28 protein-coding genes are annotated in these 23,415 nt (G+C 63.7%); 15 read left to right on the forward strand and 13 right to left on the reverse strand.

The window, feature by feature from the left end; all coding sequences use genetic code 11:
- Positions 1–95: 95 nt before the first annotated feature.
- Positions 96–722: a DUF1062 domain-containing protein gene (locus LB551_RS06710; RefSeq protein ID WP_224658619.1), complete on the forward strand. Its 627-nt coding sequence runs from the start codon at positions 96–98 to the stop codon at positions 720–722.
- Between the two features lie 44 nt (positions 723–766).
- Here the strand turns inward: LB551_RS06710 and LB551_RS06715 are convergent, their stop codons facing one another.
- Positions 767–1,327: a hypothetical protein gene (locus tag LB551_RS06715; protein WP_224625155.1), complete on the reverse strand. Its 561-nt coding sequence runs from the start codon at positions 1,325–1,327 to the stop codon at positions 767–769.
- 38 nt (positions 1,328–1,365) lie between these two features.
- Complete coding sequence (gene typA / locus LB551_RS06720; RefSeq protein ID WP_224625154.1) at positions 1,366–3,195, reverse strand: translational GTPase TypA; 1,830 nt, start codon at positions 3,193–3,195, stop codon at positions 1,366–1,368.
- Positions 3,196–3,393: 198 nt separating this feature from the next.
- On the opposite strand from typA, the gene LB551_RS06725 reads away from it, so the two are divergent.
- Entirely contained in the window at positions 3,394–3,675 is a 282-nt protein-coding gene (locus LB551_RS06725; protein ID WP_140550746.1) for a hypothetical protein, read from the forward strand.
- A gap of 88 nt (positions 3,676–3,763) precedes the next feature.
- Here the strand turns inward: LB551_RS06725 and LB551_RS06730 are convergent, their stop codons facing one another.
- Positions 3,764–5,047: an MFS transporter gene (locus tag LB551_RS06730; RefSeq protein ID WP_224658620.1), complete on the reverse strand. Its 1,284-nt coding sequence runs from the start codon at positions 5,045–5,047 to the stop codon at positions 3,764–3,766.
- A gap of 73 nt (positions 5,048–5,120) precedes the next feature.
- Here LB551_RS06730 and LB551_RS06735 point away from each other — a divergent pair, with 73 nt between their 5' ends.
- Together LB551_RS06735 and LB551_RS06740 are read left to right on the forward strand one after the other, a co-directional pair.
- Positions 5,121–5,738 (forward strand): TetR/AcrR family transcriptional regulator, encoded by a 618-nt coding sequence (locus LB551_RS06735; RefSeq protein WP_140880321.1) that lies wholly within the window; start codon positions 5,121–5,123, stop codon positions 5,736–5,738.
- Positions 5,739–5,782: 44 nt separating this feature from the next.
- The gene (locus LB551_RS06740) at positions 5,783–6,376 is read left to right on the forward strand and encodes a hypothetical protein (protein ID WP_224658621.1); all 594 of its coding nucleotides are present in this window, start codon (positions 5,783–5,785) and stop codon (positions 6,374–6,376) included.
- Between the two features lie 113 nt (positions 6,377–6,489).
- Here the strand turns inward: LB551_RS06740 and LB551_RS06745 are convergent, their stop codons facing one another.
- Positions 6,490–6,657, reverse strand: coding sequence for a hypothetical protein (locus tag LB551_RS06745; protein ID WP_140550742.1), 168 nt, complete (start codon positions 6,655–6,657; stop codon positions 6,490–6,492).
- 309 nt (positions 6,658–6,966) lie between these two features.
- Between LB551_RS06745 and LB551_RS06750 the strand changes: the two genes are divergently transcribed.
- Positions 6,967–7,884, forward strand: coding sequence for an SMP-30/gluconolactonase/LRE family protein (locus LB551_RS06750; protein WP_140550741.1), 918 nt, complete (start codon positions 6,967–6,969; stop codon positions 7,882–7,884).
- Between the two features lie 25 nt (positions 7,885–7,909).
- Positions 7,910–8,116: a tautomerase family protein gene (locus tag LB551_RS06755; protein ID WP_013892236.1), complete on the forward strand. Its 207-nt coding sequence runs from the start codon at positions 7,910–7,912 to the stop codon at positions 8,114–8,116.
- Between the two features lie 3 nt (positions 8,117–8,119).
- Here LB551_RS06755 and LB551_RS06760 read toward each other — a convergent pair whose 3' ends face one another.
- The 8 genes from LB551_RS06760 to LB551_RS06795 all read right to left on the reverse strand — a co-directional run bounded on the left by LB551_RS06760 (position 8,120) and on the right by LB551_RS06795 (position 15,425).
- Positions 8,120–8,650: an NADPH-dependent FMN reductase gene (locus tag LB551_RS06760; RefSeq protein WP_224658622.1), complete on the reverse strand. Its 531-nt coding sequence runs from the start codon at positions 8,648–8,650 to the stop codon at positions 8,120–8,122.
- A 30-nt stretch (positions 8,651–8,680) separates the two neighbouring features.
- Positions 8,681–9,301 carry a pyridoxamine 5'-phosphate oxidase family protein gene (locus LB551_RS06765; RefSeq protein ID WP_140550739.1) on the reverse strand — a complete coding sequence of 207 codons (621 nt, stop codon included), beginning with the start codon at positions 9,299–9,301 and terminating at the stop codon, positions 8,681–8,683.
- 23 nt (positions 9,302–9,324) lie between these two features.
- A complete protein-coding gene (locus LB551_RS06770; protein WP_140550738.1) occupies positions 9,325–9,999 on the reverse strand; it encodes a septation protein A in 675 nt (224 codons plus the stop codon).
- A 51-nt stretch (positions 10,000–10,050) separates the two neighbouring features.
- Positions 10,051–11,736: a signal recognition particle-docking protein FtsY gene (gene ftsY / locus LB551_RS06775; protein ID WP_411970938.1), complete on the reverse strand. Its 1,686-nt coding sequence runs from the start codon at positions 11,734–11,736 to the stop codon at positions 10,051–10,053.
- Between the two features lie 159 nt (positions 11,737–11,895).
- Entirely contained in the window at positions 11,896–13,221 is a 1,326-nt protein-coding gene (gene mtaB, locus LB551_RS06780; protein ID WP_224658624.1) for a tRNA (N(6)-L-threonylcarbamoyladenosine(37)-C(2))-methylthiotransferase MtaB, read from the reverse strand.
- Positions 13,221–14,105 (reverse strand): diaminopimelate epimerase, encoded by an 885-nt coding sequence (gene dapF, locus LB551_RS06785; RefSeq protein WP_224658625.1) that lies wholly within the window; start codon positions 14,103–14,105, stop codon positions 13,221–13,223. Before dapF ends, mtaB begins: the two co-directional genes overlap by 1 nt.
- 72 nt (positions 14,106–14,177) lie before the next feature.
- Positions 14,178–14,339, reverse strand: coding sequence for a DUF1328 family protein (locus LB551_RS06790; protein ID WP_140550734.1), 162 nt, complete (start codon positions 14,337–14,339; stop codon positions 14,178–14,180).
- An 84-nt stretch (positions 14,340–14,423) separates the two neighbouring features.
- Positions 14,424–15,425, reverse strand: coding sequence for an MBL fold metallo-hydrolase (locus LB551_RS06795; RefSeq protein ID WP_224658626.1), 1,002 nt, complete (start codon positions 15,423–15,425; stop codon positions 14,424–14,426).
- A 130-nt stretch (positions 15,426–15,555) separates the two neighbouring features.
- On the opposite strand from LB551_RS06795, the gene LB551_RS06800 reads away from it, so the two are divergent.
- The 3 genes from LB551_RS06800 to zapE all read left to right on the forward strand — a co-directional run bounded on the left by LB551_RS06800 (position 15,556) and on the right by zapE (position 17,904).
- The gene (locus tag LB551_RS06800; protein WP_224658627.1) at positions 15,556–15,999 is read left to right on the forward strand and encodes a VOC family protein; all 444 of its coding nucleotides are present in this window, start codon (positions 15,556–15,558) and stop codon (positions 15,997–15,999) included.
- Positions 16,000–16,135: 136 nt separating this feature from the next.
- Complete coding sequence (locus tag LB551_RS06805; protein ID WP_140550731.1) at positions 16,136–16,675, forward strand: protease inhibitor Inh/omp19 family protein; 540 nt, start codon at positions 16,136–16,138, stop codon at positions 16,673–16,675.
- Positions 16,676–16,704: 29 nt separating this feature from the next.
- Positions 16,705–17,904, forward strand: a complete 1,200-nt coding sequence (gene zapE / locus LB551_RS06810) for a cell division protein ZapE (protein ID WP_140550730.1) — start codon at positions 16,705–16,707, stop codon at positions 17,902–17,904.
- Between the two features lie 55 nt (positions 17,905–17,959).
- On the opposite strand, the gene LB551_RS06815 is transcribed toward zapE, so the two are convergent.
- Positions 17,960–18,388, reverse strand: coding sequence for a GNAT family N-acetyltransferase (locus LB551_RS06815; RefSeq protein WP_224658628.1), 429 nt, complete (start codon positions 18,386–18,388; stop codon positions 17,960–17,962).
- Positions 18,389–18,623: 235 nt separating this feature from the next.
- Here LB551_RS06815 and mdh point away from each other — a divergent pair, with 235 nt between their 5' ends.
- The 6 genes from mdh (at position 18,624) to sucD (ending at position 23,347) form a co-directional block, all read left to right on the forward strand.
- On the forward strand, positions 18,624–19,592 hold the full coding sequence (gene mdh / locus LB551_RS06820) for a malate dehydrogenase (RefSeq protein ID WP_140492808.1): 969 nt from the start codon (positions 18,624–18,626) through the stop codon (positions 19,590–19,592).
- Between the two features lie 30 nt (positions 19,593–19,622).
- Positions 19,623–20,816, forward strand: a complete 1,194-nt coding sequence (gene sucC / locus LB551_RS06825; RefSeq protein WP_224658629.1) for an ADP-forming succinate--CoA ligase subunit beta — start codon at positions 19,623–19,625, stop codon at positions 20,814–20,816.
- 4 nt (positions 20,817–20,820) lie between these two features.
- Positions 20,821–21,192, forward strand: a complete 372-nt coding sequence (locus LB551_RS06830) for a cupin domain-containing protein (protein ID WP_140550727.1) — start codon at positions 20,821–20,823, stop codon at positions 21,190–21,192.
- A gap of 3 nt (positions 21,193–21,195) precedes the next feature.
- Positions 21,196–21,693 (forward strand): DUF1579 family protein, encoded by a 498-nt coding sequence (locus LB551_RS06835; RefSeq protein ID WP_224658630.1) that lies wholly within the window; start codon positions 21,196–21,198, stop codon positions 21,691–21,693.
- Positions 21,694–22,142: 449 nt separating this feature from the next.
- Positions 22,143–22,418, forward strand: coding sequence for a PIN domain-containing protein (locus LB551_RS30085; RefSeq protein WP_411970933.1), 276 nt, complete (start codon positions 22,143–22,145; stop codon positions 22,416–22,418).
- A gap of 26 nt (positions 22,419–22,444) precedes the next feature.
- On the forward strand, positions 22,445–23,347 hold the full coding sequence (gene sucD, locus LB551_RS06845) for a succinate--CoA ligase subunit alpha (RefSeq protein ID WP_224658631.1): 903 nt from the start codon (positions 22,445–22,447) through the stop codon (positions 23,345–23,347).
- Positions 23,348–23,415: the final 68 nt, after the last annotated feature.

The raw sequence follows: 23,415 nt of genomic DNA on the forward strand, positions 1-23,415 counted from the left end.
ATTCCAAGAACCGCAGCCTACCGCCACGCCGTGCCCGCCTGGGTATCTCGACATAGCCGAGCTGATGAACTTCCCGACGGGAAGGGCTTACCGGCATGTCTTCTACCTTGCGCATCCGCTGGACGATCGCACCTCAAACCGCACCACGCCTCCTGACCACCTGCAATCGCTGCGGCGGCGTCAAAGCCCATCGCAGCAGCGGCAAATTTCGCGTCAACGCCAATGGCAAACGCATCGATGTCTGGCTGATCTATCGCTGCATCGACTGCGACAATTCCTGGAATTTCGGCATCTTCGAACGCTGCAACCGCCGCGACATCGAACCGGAACTGCGGCGGGCGCTCGAAGGCAACGACCCGGCACTGGCGCGGCGCTACGCCTTCGACATCGTCGCACTGCGCAACCGGGTGGGGCGGGTCGAGGAGTTCCCCGATGTCGCTGTTCGCAAGCATCGGCTCGGCAACATAGACGAGAACGCAACTGCGCTTGAAATCAGGCTCGTGCTTGAAATGCCGACATCGTTGCGGCTCGATCGCCTGCTCGCCGGCGAACTCGGCATCTCGCGGTCGAGGCTTCAGGCGCTGGAGGAGAAGCGGCGGCTGGTTGTCGCTCCCGACGGCGCCAGGGCTTTGCGTAAGCCGGCGCGTGCGGGAACGACGATCCACATCGATCTGACCGGCGAACCTGACCGGCAGGTCGTCATCTCAGCAGCGGCAGGGTGACATTAATAAAAAAGGTCATTCTGCACTTGAGTATGTCGCCGGAACTATCTCAGCAGTGTCGGCCCACCATGGTCATCGTCGCGCATCTTGCGGCGCTCCAAGCGAGCCATGCTCAAAATGCCACTTAGGTGAGTGATCAGTTGGTTGACGCCCACCTTAAAAACATCTCGCGGCGTGGCATCTGCCGGAGCCTTCATCATCATGGAAAACTCATGCCACCTAAGCGAGAGGCACCATCCGCGAATTGGCTCTATGTCAAACGCTGCCTCAAGTTGGTGTGCGAACTTGTTGCGAATTTTGCCAACGGCGCGAAGGTCGTCACGCACCGTCTTGCAGATTAGTCCGAGACAGTAAGACGCGGTTACCCGGCTTGAAAACGTGCCCAACGGACAGTCTAAACCAACCATCCTCTTCGATTCTTTCTCGTCATCTACCATGAAGTTGACGAGCATATGCTCAAGGATGTTATCGAGAAACGTGGCGCCGACTAAAGCAATGGCACGTTCGTCCACCGTCTCCCGCTCGTTGAACAGACTATGAAACGCCAACAGCGCGTCGTGATGTTGCCAGTAGCGTTCCAAGTCTTTGCCGGCAATGACAGCCATGGTTCGCCTATTTCGTTCGTGCCTTCTGGCGCCTGCCTCTACGCCGCGCCGACGGCCTTGGATGATTTCTCGAAGCGCTTGCGCTCGTTGGGGTCGAGATAGAGCTTGCGCAGACGGATGGTCTTCGGCGTCACCTCGACCAGCTCATCGTCCTGGATCCAGGCCAGCGCGCGCTCCAACGTCATGCGGATCGGCGGTGTCAGCTTGACCGCCTCGTCCTTGCCGGCGGCGCGGATGTTGGTCAGCTTCTTGCCCTTCAGCACGTTCACTTCCAGATCGTTGTCGCGGGAGTGGATGCCGATGATCATGCCTTGATAGACCTTGACGCCCGGATCGATGACCATCGGGCCACGATCCTCCAGGTTCCACATGGCATAGGCGACGGACTCGCCCTGCTCGTTGGAGATCAGCACGCCGTTGGTGCGGCCGGGCAGTTCGCCCTTATAGGGCTCATAGGCATGGAACAACCGGTTCATCACGGCGGTGCCGCGCGTATCGGTCAAGAGTTCCGACTGGTAGCCGATCAGGCCGCGCGTCGGCGCGTGGAAGACGAGGCGCTGTCGGTTGCCGCCGGAGGGGCGCAATTCGACCATCTCGGCCTTGCGCTCGGACATTTTCTGCACGACGACGCCGGCATGCTCCTCGTCGACGTCGATGACGACTTCCTCGACCGGCTCCAGCAATTCGCCGTTCTCGCCCTTCTGCATGACCACGCGCGGCCGCGACACGGCGATTTCAAAGCCCTCGCGGCGCATGGTCTCGATCAGCACGGCAAGCTGCAATTCGCCACGGCCCGACACGAAGAAGGAATCCTTATCGGGCGATTCCTCGATCTTGAGCGCGACATTGCCTTCGGCTTCGCGCAGCAGGCGGTCGCGGATGACGCGGCTGGTCACCTTGTCGCCTTCCGTGCCGGCCAGCGGTGAATCGTTGACGAGGAAAGACATGGTCACGGTCGGCGGATCGATCGGCTGCGCATGCAGCGGCTCGCTCACGCTCGGGTCGCAGAACGTGTCGGCGACGGTGCCTTTGGACAGGCCGGCAATGGCGACGATGTCGCCCGCCTGCGCTTCCTCGATGGGCTGGCGCTCGAGGCCGCGGAAGGCCAGGATCTTGGAGATGCGGCCGGTTTCGATCTGGGTGCCGTCATGATGCAGCACTTTGACCGCCTGGTTGGCCTTCAGCGTGCCGCTTTCGATGCGGCCGGTGATGATGCGGCCGAGGAACGGATTGGCTTCCAGGATGGTGCCGATCATGCGGAACGGGCCGGGATGCACGGTCGGCGCGGGCACATGCTTGAGGACGAGGTCGAACAGCGGCGACAGGCCTTGGTCCTTGGGACCTTCCGGATTTTCCGAGACCCAGCCGTCGCGGCCCGAGCCATAGAGGATCGGGAAGTCGAGCTGCTCGTCGGTGGCGTCGAGCGCGGCAAACAGGTCGAACACCTCGTTGACCACCTCGACATGGCGGGCGTCCGGCCGATCGATCTTGTTGATGACGACGATGGGCCTCAAGCCGACCTTGAGCGCCTTGCCGACGACGAATTTGGTTTGCGGCATCGGGCCTTCGGCGGCGTCGACCAGCACGATCGCCGAATCCACCATCGACAGGATGCGCTCGACTTCACCGCCGAAATCGGCGTGGCCGGGGGTGTCGACGATGTTGACCCGGGTGCCCTTCCAGTCGACCGAGGTCGCCTTGGCCAGGATGGTGATGCCGCGTTCCTTTTCGAGGTCGTTGGAATCCATGGCGCGTTCGGCGACGCGCTGATTGTCGCGGAAGGCGCCGGATTGTTTCAGAAGCTGGTCGACAAGGGTGGTCTTTCCATGGTCGACGTGCGCGATGATCGCGATATTGCGGAGGTTCATGATCTGGTCTCGGGAGCGTTGCAGGCAGCAGGCCAAAAGGCGCTGCCTCTTTCGGTTGCGCGGCTCATACAGGGTTTTTCGCAATTGCGAAAGAGGAAGCGCGACACCAAATAATCATCAAATCTTAAGCATCGCCATGTGAAATGGTTTTGTTAACCAAGGCGGGAACCTTTTGCGGGCCCGGGCAGTTCGAACACCATGACCAACGCAGTCGTCAAATTTCGGCCGATTCTCGCAACCGCGGCCCTCGCCGTGCTGCTGGCTGCCGGCGCCGCCCAATCCGCGGCGACGCTCAAGGAAGCGCGGCCCGCTCTGCCGAACGATATCCCGAGCGCAGAACAGGTCTTTGCGGATGCGCCCGATGGCGTCGACCCGGTCGTAACGGGACCGGTCAGCGCGGCCTTCAAGCAAAGGCAGGAAAGCGCCAACTGCGATAGCGCGGTTTGGCCCAACGTCCCGACGGTCTGCTATCCCGACTGATCGGCTGCGCGCCGTCGGCGAAGCCGCCAATCTCGCCCTTATCGAAAGATCGCCTATCTGACCGACGGCACCCTCGTTCGAAGGCGCACTATGCCGCCTGCGGCTCCGGGTCGAACGCCGGCCGGCTGGTGTTGATCAGGAGCGAGATACAGGCGGCGGCAATCGCGGTCATGCCGGCGATCAGGAAGGCCAGTTCGTAATTGCCCTGCAGTTCGCGCATGGTGCCGCCGAAGAAGGCGGCGGTTGCCGCGCCCACCTGGTGGCCGGCGACGATCCAGCCGAACACGATCGGGCCGCTGCGGTCGCCGAAGGCTTCATTGGCGAGCCGCAGCGTCGGCGGCACGGTGGCGATCCAGTCGAGACCGTAAAGCACGGCGAAGATGATCAGACTGGTCGCCGAAAAGCCGGAATAGGGCAGATAGATCAGCGAAAGGCCGCGGATCGCATAATAGACGCCGAGCAGCTTGCGCGGATCGAAACGGTCGGTGAGCCAGCCCGACAGCGTGGTGCCGATCAGATCGAAAATCCCCATCAGCGACAACAGGCCGGCCGCCTGAACCTCGTTGATGCCCATGTCGCCGCAAAACGCGATGAGATGTGTCCCGACCAGTCCGTTGGTGGTGAAACCGCAGACGAAGAAGGTGGCGAACAGATACCAGAAGACGCGCGTGCCGGCGGCGCGGCGCAGCGTGGCCAGCGTGTGGGTCAGGAAATTGCCTTGTGCCGCCGGCGGTACCGGCGGCACGTCGTCGGCTTCCGCGCCATAGCGCACCATGCCGATCGATGCCGGGCGTTCCGGCACCAGCAGCAGCACCAGCGGCACGAGACAGGCCGTCGCGACGGAGATGGCGATCACGACCGGCTTCCAGCCGCCTGACTGCGCCAGCGAGGCCAGCAGCGGCAGGAAGACCAGCAGACCGGTGGCGCTGGAGGCCGACATCAAGCCCATGACGAGACCGCGATTGGTCTTGAACCAGCGGTTGACGATGGTGGCGCCGAGCACGGTGGCGACCGCGCCGGAGCCGACGCCGGAAAACACGCCCCAGGTGATCAGCAGATGCCATGGCTTGGTCATCAGCAGGCTGAGCGCGGTGGAGGCCGACATCACGACAAGCGCGGCAAGCAGCGTGCGCCGCAGCCCGATCCGTTCCATCAGCGCGGCGGCAAACGGCCCGGTCAAGCCATAGAGGAAGATGCCGACCGCGGCGGCCAGCGACACCACATCCCGCCGCCAGCCGAAACTTTCCTCTAGCGGCAGCATCATGACGGCTGGCGCGGAGCGCAGGCCGGCCGCGATCAGTAGGCAGAGAAAGATGACGGCGACCACGACGAAAGCGTAGCGCTGGCCAGACGGGCGGGATTGAGCTAGCATGTTACTGACCGGTACGTTGCAGGGTGGAACATGTATACGTACCGATCGGTAACAGTGTCAACCGAGACCGCGAATGCCACCAGACAATAAAATTGAACCGTCCATCAGCAGCGCTCACGCGTCGGCTCCGCCAAAGGCGGCGGAAAAGATACTCGGCGTGGCGCGCGACCTGTTCTACAGGCGAGGCATCAGGGCAATCGGCGTCGACGAGATCGTCAGGCGCGCCGGGGTCACGAAGCCCAGCCTCTATCGCAGCTTCCCCTCCAAGGACGAATTGGCCGCCTCTTATCTGCGCCAATACGATCTCGAGTTCTGGGAACGCTTCGACGAGGCGGTGGACGCCTATCCCGGCGATCCGCGCGCGCAAATCCGAGCCTTCCTGACCCGCGTCGGCAAGCGCACGCAGAAGCCTGACTATCGCGGCTGCGGCATGACCAATGCGGCCGTAGAATATCCCGAGCGCGGCCATCCGGCGCGCGTGGTGAGCGAGGACAACAAGCAGGAACTGCGCCGCCGCCTGCGCGCCATGGCCGCCGCGATGGATGCCGCCGACGCCGACACGCTGGGCGATGGTCTGCTCCTTCTGATCGAAGGCGCCTATATCAGCGGCCAGTTGTTCGGAGCCGGCGGCCCGGCGGCGTCGGTAGCCATAAACGCCGATCTGCTGATCGAGGCGAGCTTGAAGAAATAGTGTTTGGCGATAGGCTGCTGCGACCTTCAACGGAGATGTCCGCGATGCGCAGCCTGGTTCTTCCGCTCGTTCTCGCCAGCGTCTGCCAGGCAGCGCATGCCGGCGAGATATCGAGCGCCTACACCGATCTCGACTGGAAGAACGACTGCGTCACCTATGCGCGGGCCGGGGACGGCGATGGCGACTGGGCCGACCTCGCCTGTTCGGGCTATCGTGGATACCCGGTGCTGATCGCCTATGACGATGCGCGCGAATCGCTGTTTTATGGTTTCCCGCCCAGCGGCGACATGACATCGGTCTGGGAAAGTTTCTCCGGCTTCAATTCCTCAGGCGCCAGGATCGAGTGGCGCATCGAGACCGACGGCGACAAGACGGTGCCGTTCGCGGTCATTCACCGCCGCTCGATCAGCAATCCGGAAGACGAAAAGAAACCCACCGACGTGCTGCTCGTCTCCAAGGTCGCGCAAATGGATGCGCGCGACGGCTGCACGGTCGCGCTGGTGCTGGCTACAGGAAATCCTGCTGCCAACGATCAGGCGCGCAAGCTTGCCGACGAGAAAGCACGGTCCTTCGCCTGCGGCAAGGATCGGCGCACCGTCATCGGCGAGGTGCCGGCTTTCGGACGCGTCGACAATTGAAGGACAAGCGTTCGCCTCTCGCCGACGCGTCATAGGCTTCGGGTTGACGCGCCCTCGTCATCGCCGCTGGGAACAGCAGTGTCTCGGGGCGCGCGGATCTGCTTGTTGTGGGCTCAGCCGTAGATCTGCTTGTGGACCTGATAAAGCATTTCCGAGCGGTCGGCGCGCATATCGGCCAGATCGCGGCTGGAGAAGCTGTCGATTTCAGCGACGAGGCGGTTATAGTGCTTGCGCTTGGCAATGCTGCTGCGGGCGCGGGTCAAGAGGCTGTCGAGGATCATAGCGAGTTTCCTTCTGTGCCGCATTTGGCGGCCGGTTTCTTCCTCCCTTGATCGATACGGAGCATGACATAGGAATGGTGCATCGCAAAAAGAAGATGTTGCAATGCACCATTGCGCTATGTGCATAGCCGGTTAATGGCGCCTGAACGCCATCCCCGGCGCCGGCGCGTTGCCCTTCGCATGATGGGAATGCCTGTTCCGGTCGTTTTGTCTTACAAATTGCGGAAATGTCATCGCCGACGACCTTGCCATATCGATCTCCTGCTGGCTTGATCGCCGCCGGATTGCCAACGTTACCGGGAGGAAAGAATGGCCGCGGCCGACTATGAAATTCTCGATCCGCGTTTTGCGCGGCTGTTCAACGGCAATGCGCAAGTGGACAAGCTCTTCACCGGCTGCCGATGGGCGGAAGGGCCGGCCTGGTTCGCCGCCGGCCGCTATGTCGTCTGGTCGGACATCCCGAACAATCGCATGATGCGGTACGACGAAACCGACGGCAGCGTCAGCGTGTTTCGGCAGCCATGCGGCAATTCCAACGGCAACACCGTCGACCGGCAGGGCCGGCTGGTGACCTGCGAGCATTCGGGGCGCCGCGTCAGCCGCACCGAGTTCGACGGTTCGGTCACCACCATCGCCGCCAAATGGAAGGGCAAGCGGCTGAATTCGCCCAATGACGTGGTGGTCAAGTCGGACGGCTCGATCTGGTTCACCGATCCAACCTACGGCATCGACACCGATTACGAGGGCGACAAGGCCGAAAGCGAAATCGGCGCCTGCCATGTCTACCGGGTCGACCCCGGCACGGGCGAGGTCGAGGCCGTCATCACCGACATGGTCAGGCCGAACGGGCTCGCTTTCTCGCTCGACGAGAGCAAGCTCTATGTCGTCGACACCGGCCGCACGCATGGCGCGCAGAACCCGGCGCACATGCGGGTATTCAATGTCGGCGAAGGCGGCAAGAAGGTCTCGGGTGAAAAAGTCTTCGCCGATTGCACCGCGGGCCTGTTCGACGGCTTCAGGCTCGATGATGCCGGGCGCATCTGGACCAGCGCCGCCGACGGCATCCATTGCTACGATCCGGACGGAACGCTGATCGGCAAGGTCAAGGTGCCCGAGGTGACCGCCAATTGCGTGTTCGGCGGCGCCAAGCTGAACTGTCTCTACATCGCCGGCACCACCTCGCTCTACATGGTCCGGCTGATGGTGAACGGCGCCAAGACCTACTGAGCTGAAATTATAAGGGGAGGACGTCATGCCATTCGTCAACATCCGCATCGTCAAGGAAGTGATCGCCGCCGATCCGGCCGGCAAGAAAGCCGACATCGCCAAAAAAGTCACGGCGGCAATCATGGACGCCACCGGGCTCGGCAATGACGATGTCTGGGTGGTCTTCGAGGAGGTCAATGCCCGCGACTGGTACGTCGGCAAGACTGATGTCGAGACGTTGAGGAAGGGGTAGGCGCTAACGCGCGCGAATGAAATCCGCGAAAGCGGACAACGCATCGTGCATTGCCATCACGTTCGCCTGCCCTCCCAGGACAGCCTCCACCTCAGCCGGCCTCTTGCCGAGCAGCCCGATCTCCAGCTCGCCGTCATGAAGCGCGAACGACATGGTGCGCATGATCTCCGCCAATGCGGCGCGGGCATGGAGCGAGCGCGGCGAGGCGTGCACGAGTATGGCCGGTTTGTCGACGGCGGCGTCGCGCGACACCAGCCAGTCGAGCGCATTCTTCAGGCCGCCCGGCACGCCATGCGCATATTCCGGGCATGAGATGATGACGCCATCGGCGGCGGTGACGGCGTCGATCAGCCTGGACGCCTCCGACGGTGTCCGCTCACCCTCGTCGTCGGGGTTGAAGATCGGCAGCAGGCCGAGCCCTTCATGGATGGCGACGCGGCAGCTCTCTGGCGCGTTCCGCGCCAGTGCCGCGACCAGGGCCGAATTGGTGGAGGCCGCCCGCAGGCTGCCGGAAATGGCAAGGAGGTTCAGCAAGGCGACGCTCGGACGAATCTTCCGCGCACGCTACCACATTGTCTGCTTGTATTCGTCGTCCAGCCAGCGGTCGGTCGCCTCTGCCGAATCGGCGAGCGCCAGCTGGTCGCGCAGGATCTGGCCGAGCGTCGGCAGCGTGGCGCGGTCGTACCAGCTGTCGGGCTTCCACAGATCGGAGCGCATGAAGGCCTTGGCGCAATGCATGTAGGCGGCCTTGACGGCGACCACGACGACGCTCTGCGGCTCCTTGCCGTCGACGGCCAGCCGTTCGCGCAAACCCGCATCGACGGTGATGCGGGCATCGCCATTGACGCGCAGCGTCTCGTTCATGCCGGGAATGAGGAACAGCAGCCCGACCGACGGATTGAGCAGGATGTTCTCCAGCGTATCCAGCCGGTTGTTGCCGGGCCGGTCGGGGATGGCGATGGTCCTGTCGTCAAGCACGGCGGCGAAGCCTGGCTTGTCGCCTTTGGGCGTCACATCGGCATTGCCTTGGCCGTCGGAGGAGCCGATCAGCACGAAGGGGCTCTTGCCGATGAAGGAGCGGCAATGGCCGTCCAGCGCCTTCAATTCCTTGCGGATCGAACCATCCGTCGGACGCGGCGTCTTGTAGATCGTCCGCAGCTCTTCGCGCGTGGTGACGAATTCCATGGCACTCCCCCAATTTGCAGGCCTTATTTGCCGGCCTTCTCTTCGCCGCCGGCCTTGTCGTCCAGTGAATGGCGCAGGATCAGCGGCATCTGGCTGAAGGTGAACAGAAGCGTGATCGGCATGATGCCCCAGACCTTGAAGGTAACCCAGGCATCGGTCGAAAAATTCCGCCACACCACCTCGTTGACGAGAGCCAGGAACAGGAAGAACAGGCCCCAGCGGAAGGTGAGTTTTCTCCAGCCCTCGGCATCGAGCCTGAAGGCGGAATCGAAGACGTAGCCGAGCAGAGATCTGCCGAAGAACAGCCCGCCGAGCAGCACGCCGCCGAACAGCGTGTTGACGATGGTCGGCTTCATCTTGATGAAAATGTCGTCCTGCAGGTAGAGCGTCAACGCGCCGAAAATGAAGACGACGACGCCCGACACCATCGGCATGATCGGCAAGGTGCGGGTCAGCAGCCAGGACGCGACCAGTGCGATCGCGGTGGCGGCCATGAAGAGGCCGGTGGCGACGAAGATCGGGCCGCCGAATTCAGCCAGCGCCGGGAATTTCTGCGTCAGCCATTCGCCTCGCGCATTGGCGAAAAAGAACACCAGCAGCGGCCCTAGCTCGAGAACGAGCTTGAGCAGCGGGTTGACGCCTTCCTTCTTCTCTTTCTGCGGGTCGGACGGATCGCGTTCGAGAATGGGTGGGTTCATATCTTCCTTCTTACGCACGATCCGGTTGAGGCAACTTCCGGGATCATGCCGTTACGCAACGCCAGCGATCGCCCTGGCGAATTCGCTTGCCGAGAACGGTTCGAGGTCGTCGACCTGTTCGCCGACGCCGATGAAATAGACCGGCAATCTGTGTTTTGCCGCGATCGCCACCAGAATACCGCCACGCGCCGTGCCGTCCAGCTTGGTCATCACCAGGCCGTTGACGCCGGCGATGTTGCGGAAGATCTCGACCTGGTTGAGCGCGTTCTGGCCGGTTGTGGCGTCGACCGTCTGCAGCACGGTGTGCGGCGCTTCCGGATCGAGCTTGCCCAGCACGCGCACGATCTTCTCGAGCTCCGCCATCAGCTCGGCCTTGTTCTGCAGGCGGCCGGCCGTGTCGATGATCAGCACGTCGGAGCCTGCTTCCTTCGCCTTCTCGAAGGCATCGTAGGCGAGACCGGCGGCATCGGCGCCGAGCTTCGAGGCGATGACCGGCGATTTCGTCCGCTCGCCCCAGATCTTGAGCTGCTCGATGGCGGCGGCGCGGAACGTGTCGCCGGCGGCCAGCATCACCGACAGGCCGCCCTCGGTCAGCTTGGCCGCCAACTTGCCGATGGTCGTGGTCTTGCCGGTGCCGTTGACGCCGACCACCAGGATGACATGCGGCTTGTGGCTGAGGTCGAGTTCCAACGGCAGGGCGACGGGGGTCAGCACCTTCTCCACCTCCTGCGCCATCACGGCGCGGACCTCGGCGTCGGAGACATCCTTGCCGTAGCGGCTGGCGGCCAACGCATCGGTGACGCGCAACGCGGTCTCCAGCCCGAGATCGGCGCGGATCAGCACGTCCTCCAGGTCCTGCAGCGTGTCGTCGTCCAGCTTGCGCTTGGTGAAGACGCCGGCAATGTTGCCCGACAATTCGCGCGAGGAGCGGGCAAGCGCGTCCCGCATGCGCTGGAACCAGGAGCGCCGCGGCGCCGGCTCCGGCGCCTTCTGCGGCTCCGCCTTCTGCTCCACCTTTTTGGCGACCGTCACCTTGACGGGGGAGGGCGTGGGCTTCGGCGCGGGAACTGCCTCAGGTTCCGGCGCGATTTCGGCGCGTACAGGCTGCGACTCGATGGGCGCAGGCTGGCGAATAGGCGGCGAGATTTCGGCGGCGGTTTCGGCACTGGGTGCCAGGTTCTCGACAGGTCGGCGCTGCCCCTCACCCTTACCCTCTTCCCGTGAATGACGGGGAGAGGGAGGCGTTGGCGTTGCAGCTTCTTCCTTCTCCCCGTCATTATACGGGGAGAAGGTGCCTGCAGGCCGATGAGGGGCGGCGCCGGCCTGTGAAGGCTGCGCGGAAGACGGTGTCGCAGGAATCTCGATTGGCGCCGGTGTCTCGATCGGAACTTCGGCGGGAGTCGGTACTTCGACGGGTGCCGGTTCCGGCAGCTGCTCCGGGCGCGACGGGACAATTTCCGGCTCGGCGGGCGCTGGTGGCGGTACCTCCTGCGGCCGCGGTTCGGGCGCAGGCTCCGGAATGGCCGGGGGTGTCGGAACTTCCTCGGGGGCCGGCGGCTCCGGGCGCTCGGGCGTCGATGCCGGTTCCTCTTCCGGCGGCGGCTGCGGCAGCGGTTCCGGCTCGGGCGGAACGGCCGGCGCCGGCACCGGCGGAATGGCCGGGGCAGGCTCGGGGGTCGGCTCCTCGGGCGGCGCGGGCTCGACGGCAGGCTGAGCCTGGGTTTCCTCCCGCTTCAGGAATTCCGGAACGGCCTGCTCGGCCGCCGGCTTCAGCGCTTCGAGCTGATCCCATTTGATCGGCGGCAGCGGGGCGGTCTCGTCGACGCGCTCCTCGACGACCTCCTTCTTGCCGAACGAAAATATCTTCTTGAAGAACCCGGCCATCTCTTGCGTTTCTCAGGCGGCGCGGGCGGCAAGCGGAGCCGCGATCAGCCGGGCGCCGTCATGGCCGGTGACTGTTGCTTCAACGATCTCGCCCGGCGCGCCGGTGGCGAGCGCGGCAAGCGTAAACCCTTCGGTGCGGCCGAGCCCGTCGCGCTCGATCAGGATCGACTGGCGCGTTCCGGAAAGCGACGACAGATGGCGGCGATATGCAGTCTCGCCGGCGGCACGCAGGCGGGCGGCGCGCTGCTTGACCACTTCGCGGCGGACCTGCGGCATGCGCGCGGCGGGCGTGCCTTCGCGCGGCGAAAACGGGAAGACGTGCAGATGGGTCAGCCCGCATTCCTCGACGATCTTTGCCGAATTCTCGAACATCGCTTCCGTCTCGGTCGGGAAGCCGGCAATGATGTCGGCGCCGAAGACGACGTCTGGGCGCAGCTTGCGCACCTCTTCGCAGAAGCGGATCGACTGGTCGCGCAGATGCCGGCGCTTCATGCGCTTCAAAATCATGTCGTCGCCCGATTGGAGCGACAGATGCAGATGCGGCATCAGCCGCGACTCGGTGGCGACGGCGTCGAGCAAATCGTCGTCGGCCTCGATGGAATCGATGGAGGAGAGGCGCAGGCGCTTCACGTCCGGTACCTGGCGAAGGATGGTCTTCACCAGCCTGCCGAGTTTCGGTGCGCCCGGCAGGTCGGCGCCGAAACTGGTCATGTCGACGCCGGTCAGCACGATCTCGGCATAGCCATTGCCGGTGAGCCGCTTGACCTGCTCGACCACGGCGCCCATCGGCACCGAGCGTGAATTGCCGCGACCATAGGGGATGATGCAGAAGGTGCAGCGGTGGTCACAGCCATTCTGCACCTGCACGAAAGCGCGTGCCCTGCCCTCGATGGCATCGACCATATGGCCGGCGGTCTCGCGTACGGAGAAGATGTCGTTGACGCGCGCCTTCTCGCTGTCGTTGACGCCGAAATCCGGCAGCGCGCGATAGGAATTGGCCTTCAGCTTCTCCTCGTTGCCGAGGACGAGATCGACCTCGTCCATGGCAGCGAAATTCTGCGGCTCGGTCTGCGCTGCGCAGCCGGTGACGATAATGCGAGCCTCAGGATTGTCTCGGCGGGCCTTGCGGATCGCCTGCTTGGCCTGGCGCACCGCCTCGCCGGTGACAGCACAGGTGTTGAAGATAACAGCGCCACCCGCCAGCGCACCGAGGCCCGCGGTTTCGGCTTCGCGCCGCATCACCTCGGATTCATAGGTGTTCAGCCGGCAGCCGAAGGTCACCATCTCGATGCGATTGGGGCCCTTCGCCACATCGCCATCCTTGAAAGGAGCGGGCATCAGGCCGCGCTTTCGGTGTCGCGCGCCCAGGCGCCGCTCGAGGGATCGAAGCTGCCGGAAAACTCCCATTCGGCGGCGCCGGTCAGGATGACATGGTCATCGTCGCGCCATTCCACATTCAGCGTGCCGCCGCCGGGGGTCAGCAGGCTGACGCTGCGTCCGGTCCGCCTGGTGCGGGCCGCGGCGACCACCGAGGCGCAGGCGGCCGTGCCGCAAGCCTTGGTCAGGCCGGCGCCGCGTTCCCAGGTGCGGATGATCATGCTGTCGGGCGAGCTTACCTGCGCGATGGTGATGTTGGCGCGCTCGGGGAAGATCGGATGGTTTTCGAGCAGCGGACCGAAGCGATCGAGTTCGTAGGACCAGACGTCGCGGTCGACCCAGAAGATGGCATGCGGATTGCCCATGGAGACGACCGAGGGCGAATGCAACACCGGGGCGTCGATCGGGCCGACCTGCAATTCGATCATGCGGGTGTCGCGAAATTCCTCGGCGAGCGGAATGTCCCGCCAGCCGAAACGCGGCGTGCCCATATCGACCGAGATCGAGCCGTCGGCATGTTCCTGCGCATTGAGGATCCCGGCGACGGTCTCGAAGGTGAATGTCTTTTGTCCGGTCTCGGCGGCCAGCGCCTGGACGACGCAGCGCATGCCGTTGCCGCAGGCCTGCGCGCCCGAGCCGTCCGAATTCAATATGTCGACGAAATAGGCCGTGCCCGGCGTCCGCGCGTCATGGATCGCCATGATCTGGTCGAACCGCGTCGAGGCATCGGCGTTGAGCGCGATCGCCGCCGCCGCCGTCACCCGGTCGGCACGGCCGCGCATGTCGGCAACGATGATCTCGTTGCCGATGCCGTTCATCTTGGCGAAGGGGGCGGTGCCTGCCATTTCTTCCGGTCATTCCGTGCTATTTGCCGCTATATGGCGGAAACGGGCGGGAATTACCAGTGCATCGCGCCTTCAGGTCACGGCGAAGACGCCAAGCAGGATCAGCAGGAAGATGATCAGGACGATGCCGATCAGGATGCGCGCACCGGTGGCGGCCGCACCTGCCAATGCGGGCATGCCGAGCAGGCTCGCAGCGGCGGCGATAATCAGGAGAATGATGATCCATCTGAGCATGGAAATGCCTCGCGAAGCGATAGAGTGTGACCCGCCCACAAACGCGCCGATAGCGCTTGGGTTCCGCGGCCGCATCCGGCCTCGTCAGGGCACGTCCCAGACCTCGCCCGGCCGCAAGGCGCGAAACCGCTCGCGCGGCAGGCCCTCGGCCTCCAGCGCCTCGTCGAGCTTGCGTGCCGGCTCGTCGATCGGTTCGTCGGTGAGCTGGAACGTGCCCCAATGGCAACCGGCCGCATAGGCAGCGTTGCACAATGTCATGCCTTGCACCGCCTCCTGCGGGTTCTGGTGCTGGGAGGCCATGAACCAGCGCGGCTCATAGGCGCCGATGGGCAGGATGGCGAAGCGGAAGCCGCCGTGCTTGTGAGCCATGAGCCGGTAGTTGATGCCGTTGTGGAAACCGGTATCTCCTGCGAAATAGATCCGGCCGGCCGGCGTCTCGATGACGAAAGCGGCCCACAGCGCCATGCGCCGGTCGCGTGTGCCGCGCGCCGACCAGTGATGCGCCGGCTCGACATGGACGGCCACGCCACCGATGTCGACCCTGTCGCCCCAGTCATGCGCCGACAGCCGCATGCCGGGAACCGCGCCGACAATGAGGACGTCATTGCCGAGCGGGGTCATCACCAGCGGGTCGTGCCGGGCCTTGAGCTGCTTCAGCGTCGCGATGTCGAGATGGTCGTAGTGATTGTGGCTGACCAGCACGAGATCGATCGGCGGCAGGTCGGCCAGGGCGATGCCCGGCGCATTGACGCGTTTCGGCCCGACGAAGGAGAATGGCGAGGCCCGCAGCGACCATACCGGGTCGGTGAGGATGTTCAGGCCCGCGGTCTGGACCAGCAGCGTGGAATGACCGACCATGGTCACGGCCAGGCCGGCCCCCTCGACACGCGCGGGCGGCTTTGCCTGCGGAAAGGAGCTCGGATTGGTGGCCGGCCATTTCGAGCGCTGGCCGTTGAACTGCCATTTCAGCAGATCGGCGAAACGCGCCGGCGGCTGGCCGCCGGGATTGAAGAACAAGGTTCCGTCGAAATGATCGCTAGGCGGGCCATTGTAATAGCGATTGGCGGCTTTCGGTCTCGCAGCCAATTTGCGGCTCCAGCGAATTTCGTCTTGATAGACATAAGCCCTGTGCCGGCTGGCGCAAGCGTTTGCCGGTCGAATGCCAGCGGCCCGAGCGGCTGGCTCGAGTAGGATCGGATCGAGGGAGGACGACGCCATGGCGATGAAGCGGACGAGGACACCGTGGATGAAGGCCGGGGATTTCGGCCGCTCGCTGGCGCGCGGCATCGGCGTCAATCTTCTGGTGAGCGACATGGCGGCCATGGAAGCCTTCTGCCGCGACGTGCTCGGCGCCGATATCATCTATGCCGACGAGGATTTCGCGGCAATCGAGCTGCTGGGCTCGGTGTTCATGCTGCACGCCGACCATTCCTATCTCGACAATGCCATGACAGGGACGATCACCGGCGCCGAGACACGCGGCGCCGGCATCGAGCTGCGTCTTTACGGCGCCGACCCGGATGCGGTCGAGGCCGCCGCGCGCGATCATGGCCATATCGTGCTGGCCGGAGCGATCGATAAGCCGCACGGCCTGCGCGAGAGCTATGTCGTCGGGCCGGACGGCTATATATTCGTACCGAGCGCTCCGCTGGCAGGATGATTGCGACAAATTTGCAACAATTCTTGGCGCAAACCCTATTTTAACCATATCGGGTTGAAATTTCGCCACCTTCTCCATCTTGGTGGGGGGTGACATTGTGCGGACGGCAGCCCCGCCGGATCCGACGGAGGTTGGAATGACTTTTTCGAAAACCGGCCTGGTGGCCGTATCGCTGGCGGCGCTCGTTGCGAGCGGCTGCTCAACCTCACGGTTCTCCTCGATGGACGACCAGCAGCCGGCGCCGCTGCAGCCGGCGCCCTCCGGTCAGGTGACGGCCAACCAGTTGCCGCCCCCAGCTTCTCCCGGCACCACGGATCCGTCGCAATTCCCGACCGCGCCGCAGAACAGCCAGGTCGCCTCCTTGCCGCCGGACGGTTCGGCGCCGGCGGGTGCGCCGGACCTGACCGCGGCCAGTGTCGCCGGTGTGTGGAACGCCAGCGTTTCCGGCCAGAGCTGCAAGGTGGCGACGCCGCAGACCAAATTCGGCGCCGGCTTCCGCGCCGGACCACTGCATTGCCCGGCGCCGATCGACGGCATCAAGTCGTGGAACGTCGCCGGCAAGCAGTTGACCCTCTATGACGAGAATGGCGGCACGCTGGCGCGGCTCTATTCCTCAGGCGGCTCGAAATTCGACGGCCAGACTTCCAATGGCCTGCCGATCTCGCTTACAAGGTAAGCCAAGCCCCCTCGACAACGACGTGACCTATGCATCTGCGTGACGGCCTCCAGACCCATGTGACCGTCAGGCAGCGTTACGACCATCTGGTCGACACCGGTGCCATCGAACGCGATCCGGCGCAGGAGCGGATCGTCACCGCTCTCGACCGGCTGATATCAGAGATTTCGGTGAAGCGGCTGGCGCACAAATCGAGCGCGCTTGGCTGGCTCTTCGCTCGCAGGCGCGAAACGCACGAGGCGGTCAAGGGCCTCTACATCCATGGCGGCGTCGGCCGCGGCAAGACCATGTTGATGGACTTGTTCTTCGAGCTGCTGCCGGTGCGGCGCAAGCGCCGCGTGCATTTCAACGACTTCATGGCCGAGGTGCAGGACCGCATCCAAAAGCACCGGCAGGAGCGCAAGGATGGCACGGTGAGGGAAGACGATCCGATTCCGCCGGTGGCGCGGGCGCTTGCCGAACAGGCCTGGGTGCTGTGTTTCGACGAGTTCTCGGTCACCGACATCGCCGATGCGATGATCCTGTCCCGGCTGTTTTCGGCGCTGTTCGCCAGCGGCGTGGTGCTGGTGGCGACGTCGAACGTAGCGCCGGAGAACCTCTATCGCGACGGGCTGAACCGTCAGCTTTTCCTGCCCTTCATCGGCATATTGGAACGGCACGCGCAAGTGCTCTCGCTCGATGCCGACAAGGACTATCGGCTGGAGAAGCTTGCCCGTACGCCGGTCTATGTCACGCCTGCCGATGCGGCGGCCGATGAGGCGCTGGACGCGGCCTGGCAAACGATGACGCGCGGTGCGCCGACGGCCGAGACGTCGCTTGCCGTCAAGGGCCGGCAGCTGGCCGTTCCGCGCGCCGCCGGCGACGCCGCGCGATTTTCCTTCGCCGATCTGTGCGAGAAACCGCTCGGCGCGCGCGACTATCTAGTCATTGCCGACCGCTTCTCGACCGTCTTTATCGACCACATTCCAGTGCTGGGTGAAGGCAGGCGCAACGAAGCCAAGCGCTTCATCCTCCTGGTCGACACGCTCTACGACCATCACACCAGGCTGGTGGTGAGCGCGGAGGCGCCGCCGCAGCAACTCTATGTAGCCAAGCGCGGCGTCGAGGTGTTCGAGTTCGAACGCACAGCTTCGCGGCTGATCGAGATGCAGAGCCGCGACTGGCTGGAGGCTTGGGCGGAACGGCGGAAGGCGAAGGCGACGCCGACCGAAGCGCAGGCGCAAGCCTAGAACCAGCCGACGGGTCCTTCGAAGGCTGATCCGTACGGCTCCTGCTATGAGAGCCCTACAAGTCGTATACATACATCACGAAATCTTCCGCTGGACCGTGCGGTTCCTTGCGCGACTCGTAAAGCGCGCGGGCGGCACGGTTGTCCGGCTCGGTGCCGACCCAGGCTTCTTCGCAGCCATTCTCCCTGCCGATCGCAAACATCGCGTCGAGCATCTTTCGTGCGATGCCCTGGCGCTGGAAGGCCGGCGATACGCCGACCTCGTCGATGTAGAGCTCCGTCACCTTGTCGGGATGACGGTGGATGACGGCGGCGCATTGACCGACGGTCACGCCGTCGGCGAGCGCCACGACCATGAAATGGCCGGGTTCCCTGAGATAGGCTGCCAATCGATCCGGCCTGACCGGTTCGTCGAACACATCGTCGGCGACCTGCATCACAAGGGCGTCATCGCCGGCTTCAAGTCTTACGATCTCCATCTTCATCGTGTAAATTCTCTCCAATCCAGCCCAAAATTTTTACGTTTACGTAAATCCCAGTTAGTCTAACCGATTGAAAACGCTCGCTCCAAAATAATCGTTTGAATTTACACGGCGGCGGGGCTATTGGGTGCGGCGAAATCTCGCGGGATTCCCGCAGCATTCCGGTCTCTTCCTCGACGCCGCCAGCAGATCGTCAGCGATTTGAGCGACGTCACGAACAAAGGGAAACTATCCTGACATGGCACGCAACAAGATAGCGCTTATCGGCTCTGGCATGATCGGCGGCACGCTCGCTCACATGATCGGCCTCAAGGACCTCGGCGACGTGGTTCTGTTCGATATTGCCGAAGGCATCCCGCAGGGCAAGGGGCTCGATATCGCGCAATCGTCGCCGGTCGACGGGTTCGATTCCAGGCTGACCGGCGTCAACGACTATGCCGGCATCGAGGGAGCCGACGTGTGCATCGTCACCGCCGGCGTGCCGCGCAAGCCGGGCATGAGCCGCGACGATCTGCTCGGCATCAACCTCAAGGTCATGGAACAGGTCGGCGCCGGCCTGAAGAAATATGCGCCGAAGGCCTTCGTCATCTGCATCACCAATCCGTTGGATGCGATGGTCTGGGCGCTGCAGAAATTCTCCGGCCTGCCCAACACCCATGTCGTGGGCATGGCCGGCGTGCTCGACAGCGCTCGCTTCCGCTATTTCCTGGCCGAGGAGTTCAAGGTCTCGGTCGAGGACGTCACCGCCTTCGTGCTCGGCGGCCATGGCGATTCCATGGTGCCGATGATCCGCTATTCGACGGTCGCAGGCATTCCTCTGCCCGATCTCGTCAAGATGGGCTGGACCTCGAAGGAGAAGCTCGACCAGATCGTGCAGCGCACCCGCGACGGCGGCGCCGAGATCGTCGGCCTGTTGAAGACGGGCTCGGCCTATTATGCGCCGGCCGCCTCGGCGATCTCGATGGCCGAAGCCTATCTCAAGGACAAGAAGCGTGTGCTGCCTTGCGCGGCTCATCTTTCCGGCCAGTATGGCGTGAAGAACACCTATGTCGGCGTTCCCGTGGTGATCGGCGCCGGTGGCGTCGAGCGCGTCATCGAGATCGAGCTTTCCAAGCCAGAGCAGAAGATGTTCGATAGCTCGGTGGCAGCGGTGCAGGGCCTGACCGAGGCCTGCGTCAAGATCGCGCCGCAACTCGCCTCGAAGTGAACCCCAGCAGCTGATCCGGAGACGATCCAGATGAACATCCATGAATATCAGGGCAAGGCGCTGCTGAAGAGCTTTGGCGCGCCGGTGGCCGAAGGCGTGCCGGTGTTCAAGGCGAGCGAGGCTGAAGCCGCCGCCAAGGCGCTGCCCGGCCCGCTCTATGTGGTGAAGAGCCAGATCCATGCCGGCGGCCGCGGCAAGGGCAAGTTCAAGGAGCTCGGCCCCGACGCCAAGGGCGGCGTGCGGCTGGCCAAGTCGGTCGCCGACGTCGTCGACAACGCCAACGAGATGCTCGGCCACACGCTGGTGACCAAGCAGACCGGCCCGGCTGGCAAGCAGGTCAACCGGCTCTATATCGAGGACGGCGCCGACATCGAGCGCGAGCTCTACCTGTCGATCCTGGTCGATCGCTCGGTCGGCCGCATCGCCTTCGTCGTCTCGACCGAAGGCGGCATGGACATCGAGGCGGTCGCCCACGACACGCCGGAAAAGATCATCACCGTCGCCATCGATCCGGAAAAGGGCGTGACGGCGGATGACGTGAAGAAACTCAATGGCGCGCTGAAGCTCGATGGCGACGCTGCCAGGGACGGCGACACGCTGTTCTCGATCCTCTACAAGGCCTTCGTCGAGAAGGACATGAGCCTGCTCGAGGTCAATCCCCTGATCGTCATGAAGAACGGCCGCCTGCGCGTGCTCGACGCCAAGGTGTCGTTCGACAACAACGCGCTGTTTCGCCACCCGGATGTGCTCGAACTGCGCGACACCACCGAAGAGGACGAGAAAGAAATCGAGGCGTCGAAATACGACCTCGCCTATGTCGCGCTCGACGGCAATATCGGCTGCATGGTCAATGGCGCCGGCCTCGCCATGGCGACGATGGATATCATCAAGCTCTACGGCGCCGAGCCGGCCAACTTCCTCGATGTCGGCGGCGGCGCGTCGAAGGAGAAGGTGACGGCGGCCTTCAAGATCATCACCCGGGATCCGGCGGTCAAGGGCATCCTGATCAACATCTTCGGCGGCATCATGAAGTGCGACATCATCGCCGAAGGTGTCATCGCCGCGGTCAAGGAAGTGGGCCTGAAAGTGCCGCTGGTCGTGCGCCTTGAAGGCACCAATGCCGAACTCGGCAAGAAGATCATCAACGACAGCGGCCTCAACGTCGTGTCGGCCGACGATCTCGATGACGCCGCCAAGAAGATCGTGGCGGCGGTGAAGGGCTGATCAAGTGCCTCCGCGCAAGATAAATCTCGTCGAGGCGGCGGATCAGAAGATCACCAAGGTCTTCGATCCGCATATCGCCGGCGACGTCAATGACAGCCAGGCGAAGGTCGCCAAGTTCGGCGCGGCCTTCGACTGGCATGCCCATGTCGATGAGGACGAAGCCTTCCTCGTGCTGCGCGGCCGCATCGCCATCGATTTCCGCGACGGTCCGGTCGAGCTCGGCGAAGGCGATTTCATCGTCGTGCCGCGCGGCGTCGAGCACCGGCCGCGTTCGCTGACCTTGGAGCCGGTGGTGCTGATGTTCGAGCCGGCGACGACGCTCAACACCGGCAACGCCAAGAGCGATCTCACCGTTACCGACCTGAAGCGGCTCTGAGCCATGAACGCGGCCTCCTTCTCCTCGCTCTCGGCCGATCACCAGCGCCTGCAGGCGCTGGTCGGCGCGTGGCACGGCGTGGAAGAGGTGGCGGCGACGCAATGGACCGATGAAGGTATTGCGACTTCGGAAGTGATAGCGGAAGCGGAGTTCGGCGGCCAGTTCGTGGTGCAGCGCTATCGCCAGCGCCGCGACGGCACGGTCTCTTTCGGCGCCCACAATGTGTTCGGCTTCGACCAACAGAACGGCACCGTCACCATGCACCAATTCGACTCGATGGGATTTGTGCCGATGTCACCGGCTACCGGCGCGTGGAATGGCGACGAACTCACTCTGGAGCGCTCGTCGCCGCGCGGCGCGGCGCGCGTGGCATATATTTTCGACGGTCCCGACGCTTACCGCATGCGATTGCATTTCAAACCCGCCGGCAGTGACGCCTGGCAAGACATGGTGAGCGGCGTCTACCGGCGCGTCTCGCCTTCCGAGATGAGGGAAGGCTGAGCAGATGCTGATCGCAGGCAAGCCAGTTGAAGGACCACACATAAACACACCTATAATGCCTGTGTATTTATGTGGAGACGGACGATGAAGGACGTCACCCTGGCCATGGACGAAGCTCTGCTCGAGAAGGCGCGAGGCCTTGCGGGACGCTGCAAGACGACGCTCAACGCCCACATCCATTCGCCGCTTGCGCATGAGGTCGAGCAGGAAGACCGGATCGCTTGGGCCAAGGCGGGAATGGAGCGGCTCATGGATGAGGCCGCGAAACGAAGCGACAGCGCCGACGCTTCCTACAGGTGGGATCGAAGGGACGCCCATGCCGACCGGGAAGATCGATTGCTTTCTCGAGACGAACGTCCTGATCTACGGAGAAAAATCGTGATCCGCGCCGCGCGCCAATCACTGCAGAACTTGTCTCGGGGACCATCTTTGGCGTTTCGGGGCAAACTTTGGCCGAATTCGTCGCCGTATCGCGGACCAAATCCCTTCTTAGGGATGATCCGGTCGACCAATGGCTGGTCCACCTCGGCACTTGTCCGCTGGCGCCTGTCGACGAAAGCTATGTTCGCGCAGGGCTGGACCTCGCACGCCACTACCGAATTCACTATGACGACGCCGCGCTTCTTGCCGCGGCCGAATATCTCGGCGCGCCGATTTTCTACACCGAAGATCTCAACCGCAACCAGGTTTATGGCTCGGTGCGAGCCGTCAATCCTTTCTTGTAATCGCTGAATTCAGAGGCGTTCTCACCATGTCCATTCTCGTCGACAAGAACACCAAGGTGCTCGTGCAGGGCCTGACCGGTAAGACCGGCACGTTTCACACCGAACAGGCGCTGGCCTATCACCGGACCAAGATGGTCGGCGGCATCCATCCCAAGAAGGGCGGCGAGACCTGGACCGGCGCCAAGGGCGAGAACCTGCCGATCTTCGCTACCGTCGCCGAAGGCAAGGCCAGGACCGGCGCCAACGCTTCCGTCGTCTATGTGCCGCCGGCGGGTGCTGCCGAAGCCATCATCGAGGCCATCGAGGCCGAAATCCCGCTCATCGTCTGCATCACCGAAGGCATACCTGTCATGGACATGATCAAGGTCAAGGCGCGGCTCGACCGTTCCACGTCGCGGTTGATCGGCCCGAACTGTCCCGGTGTGCTCACCCCCGACGAATGCAAGATCGGCATCATGCCCGGGAACATCTTCCGCAAGGGGTCGGTCGGTGTTGTTTCGCGCTCGGGAACGCTTACCTATGAAGCCGTGTTCCAGACCACCAATGTCGGCCTCGGCCAGACCACCGCCGTCGGGATTGGTGGCGATCCGGTCAAAGGCACCGAATTCATCGACGTGCTCGAAATGTTCCTCGCCGACGACGAGACCAAGTCGATCATCATGATCGGCGAGATCGGCGGCTCGGCCGAGGAAGACGCCGCGCAGTTTCTCAAGGACGAGGCCAAACGCGGCCGCAGCAAGCCGATGGCCGGCTTCATTGCCGGCCGCACGGCACCGGCCGGCCGCACCATGGGCCATGCCGGCGCGGTGATCTCGGGCGGTAAGGGCGGCGCCGAGGACAAGATCGCGGCAATGGAATCGGCCGGGATAAAAGTTTCGCCATCGCCGGCCCGGCTGGGCACGACGCTGGTCGAGGCGATCAAGGGTTAAGGCAGTAAGGGAGTAAGGCAGTATGGCAGTAGGGGAATAGGAAGAACGGGATGAGCGCGGCGCCGCCT

The sequence above is a fragment of the Mesorhizobium sp. BR1-1-2 genome (assembly GCF_020165435.1).
In the GTDB taxonomy this organism is placed as follows: Bacteria; Pseudomonadota; Alphaproteobacteria; order Rhizobiales; family Rhizobiaceae; genus Mesorhizobium.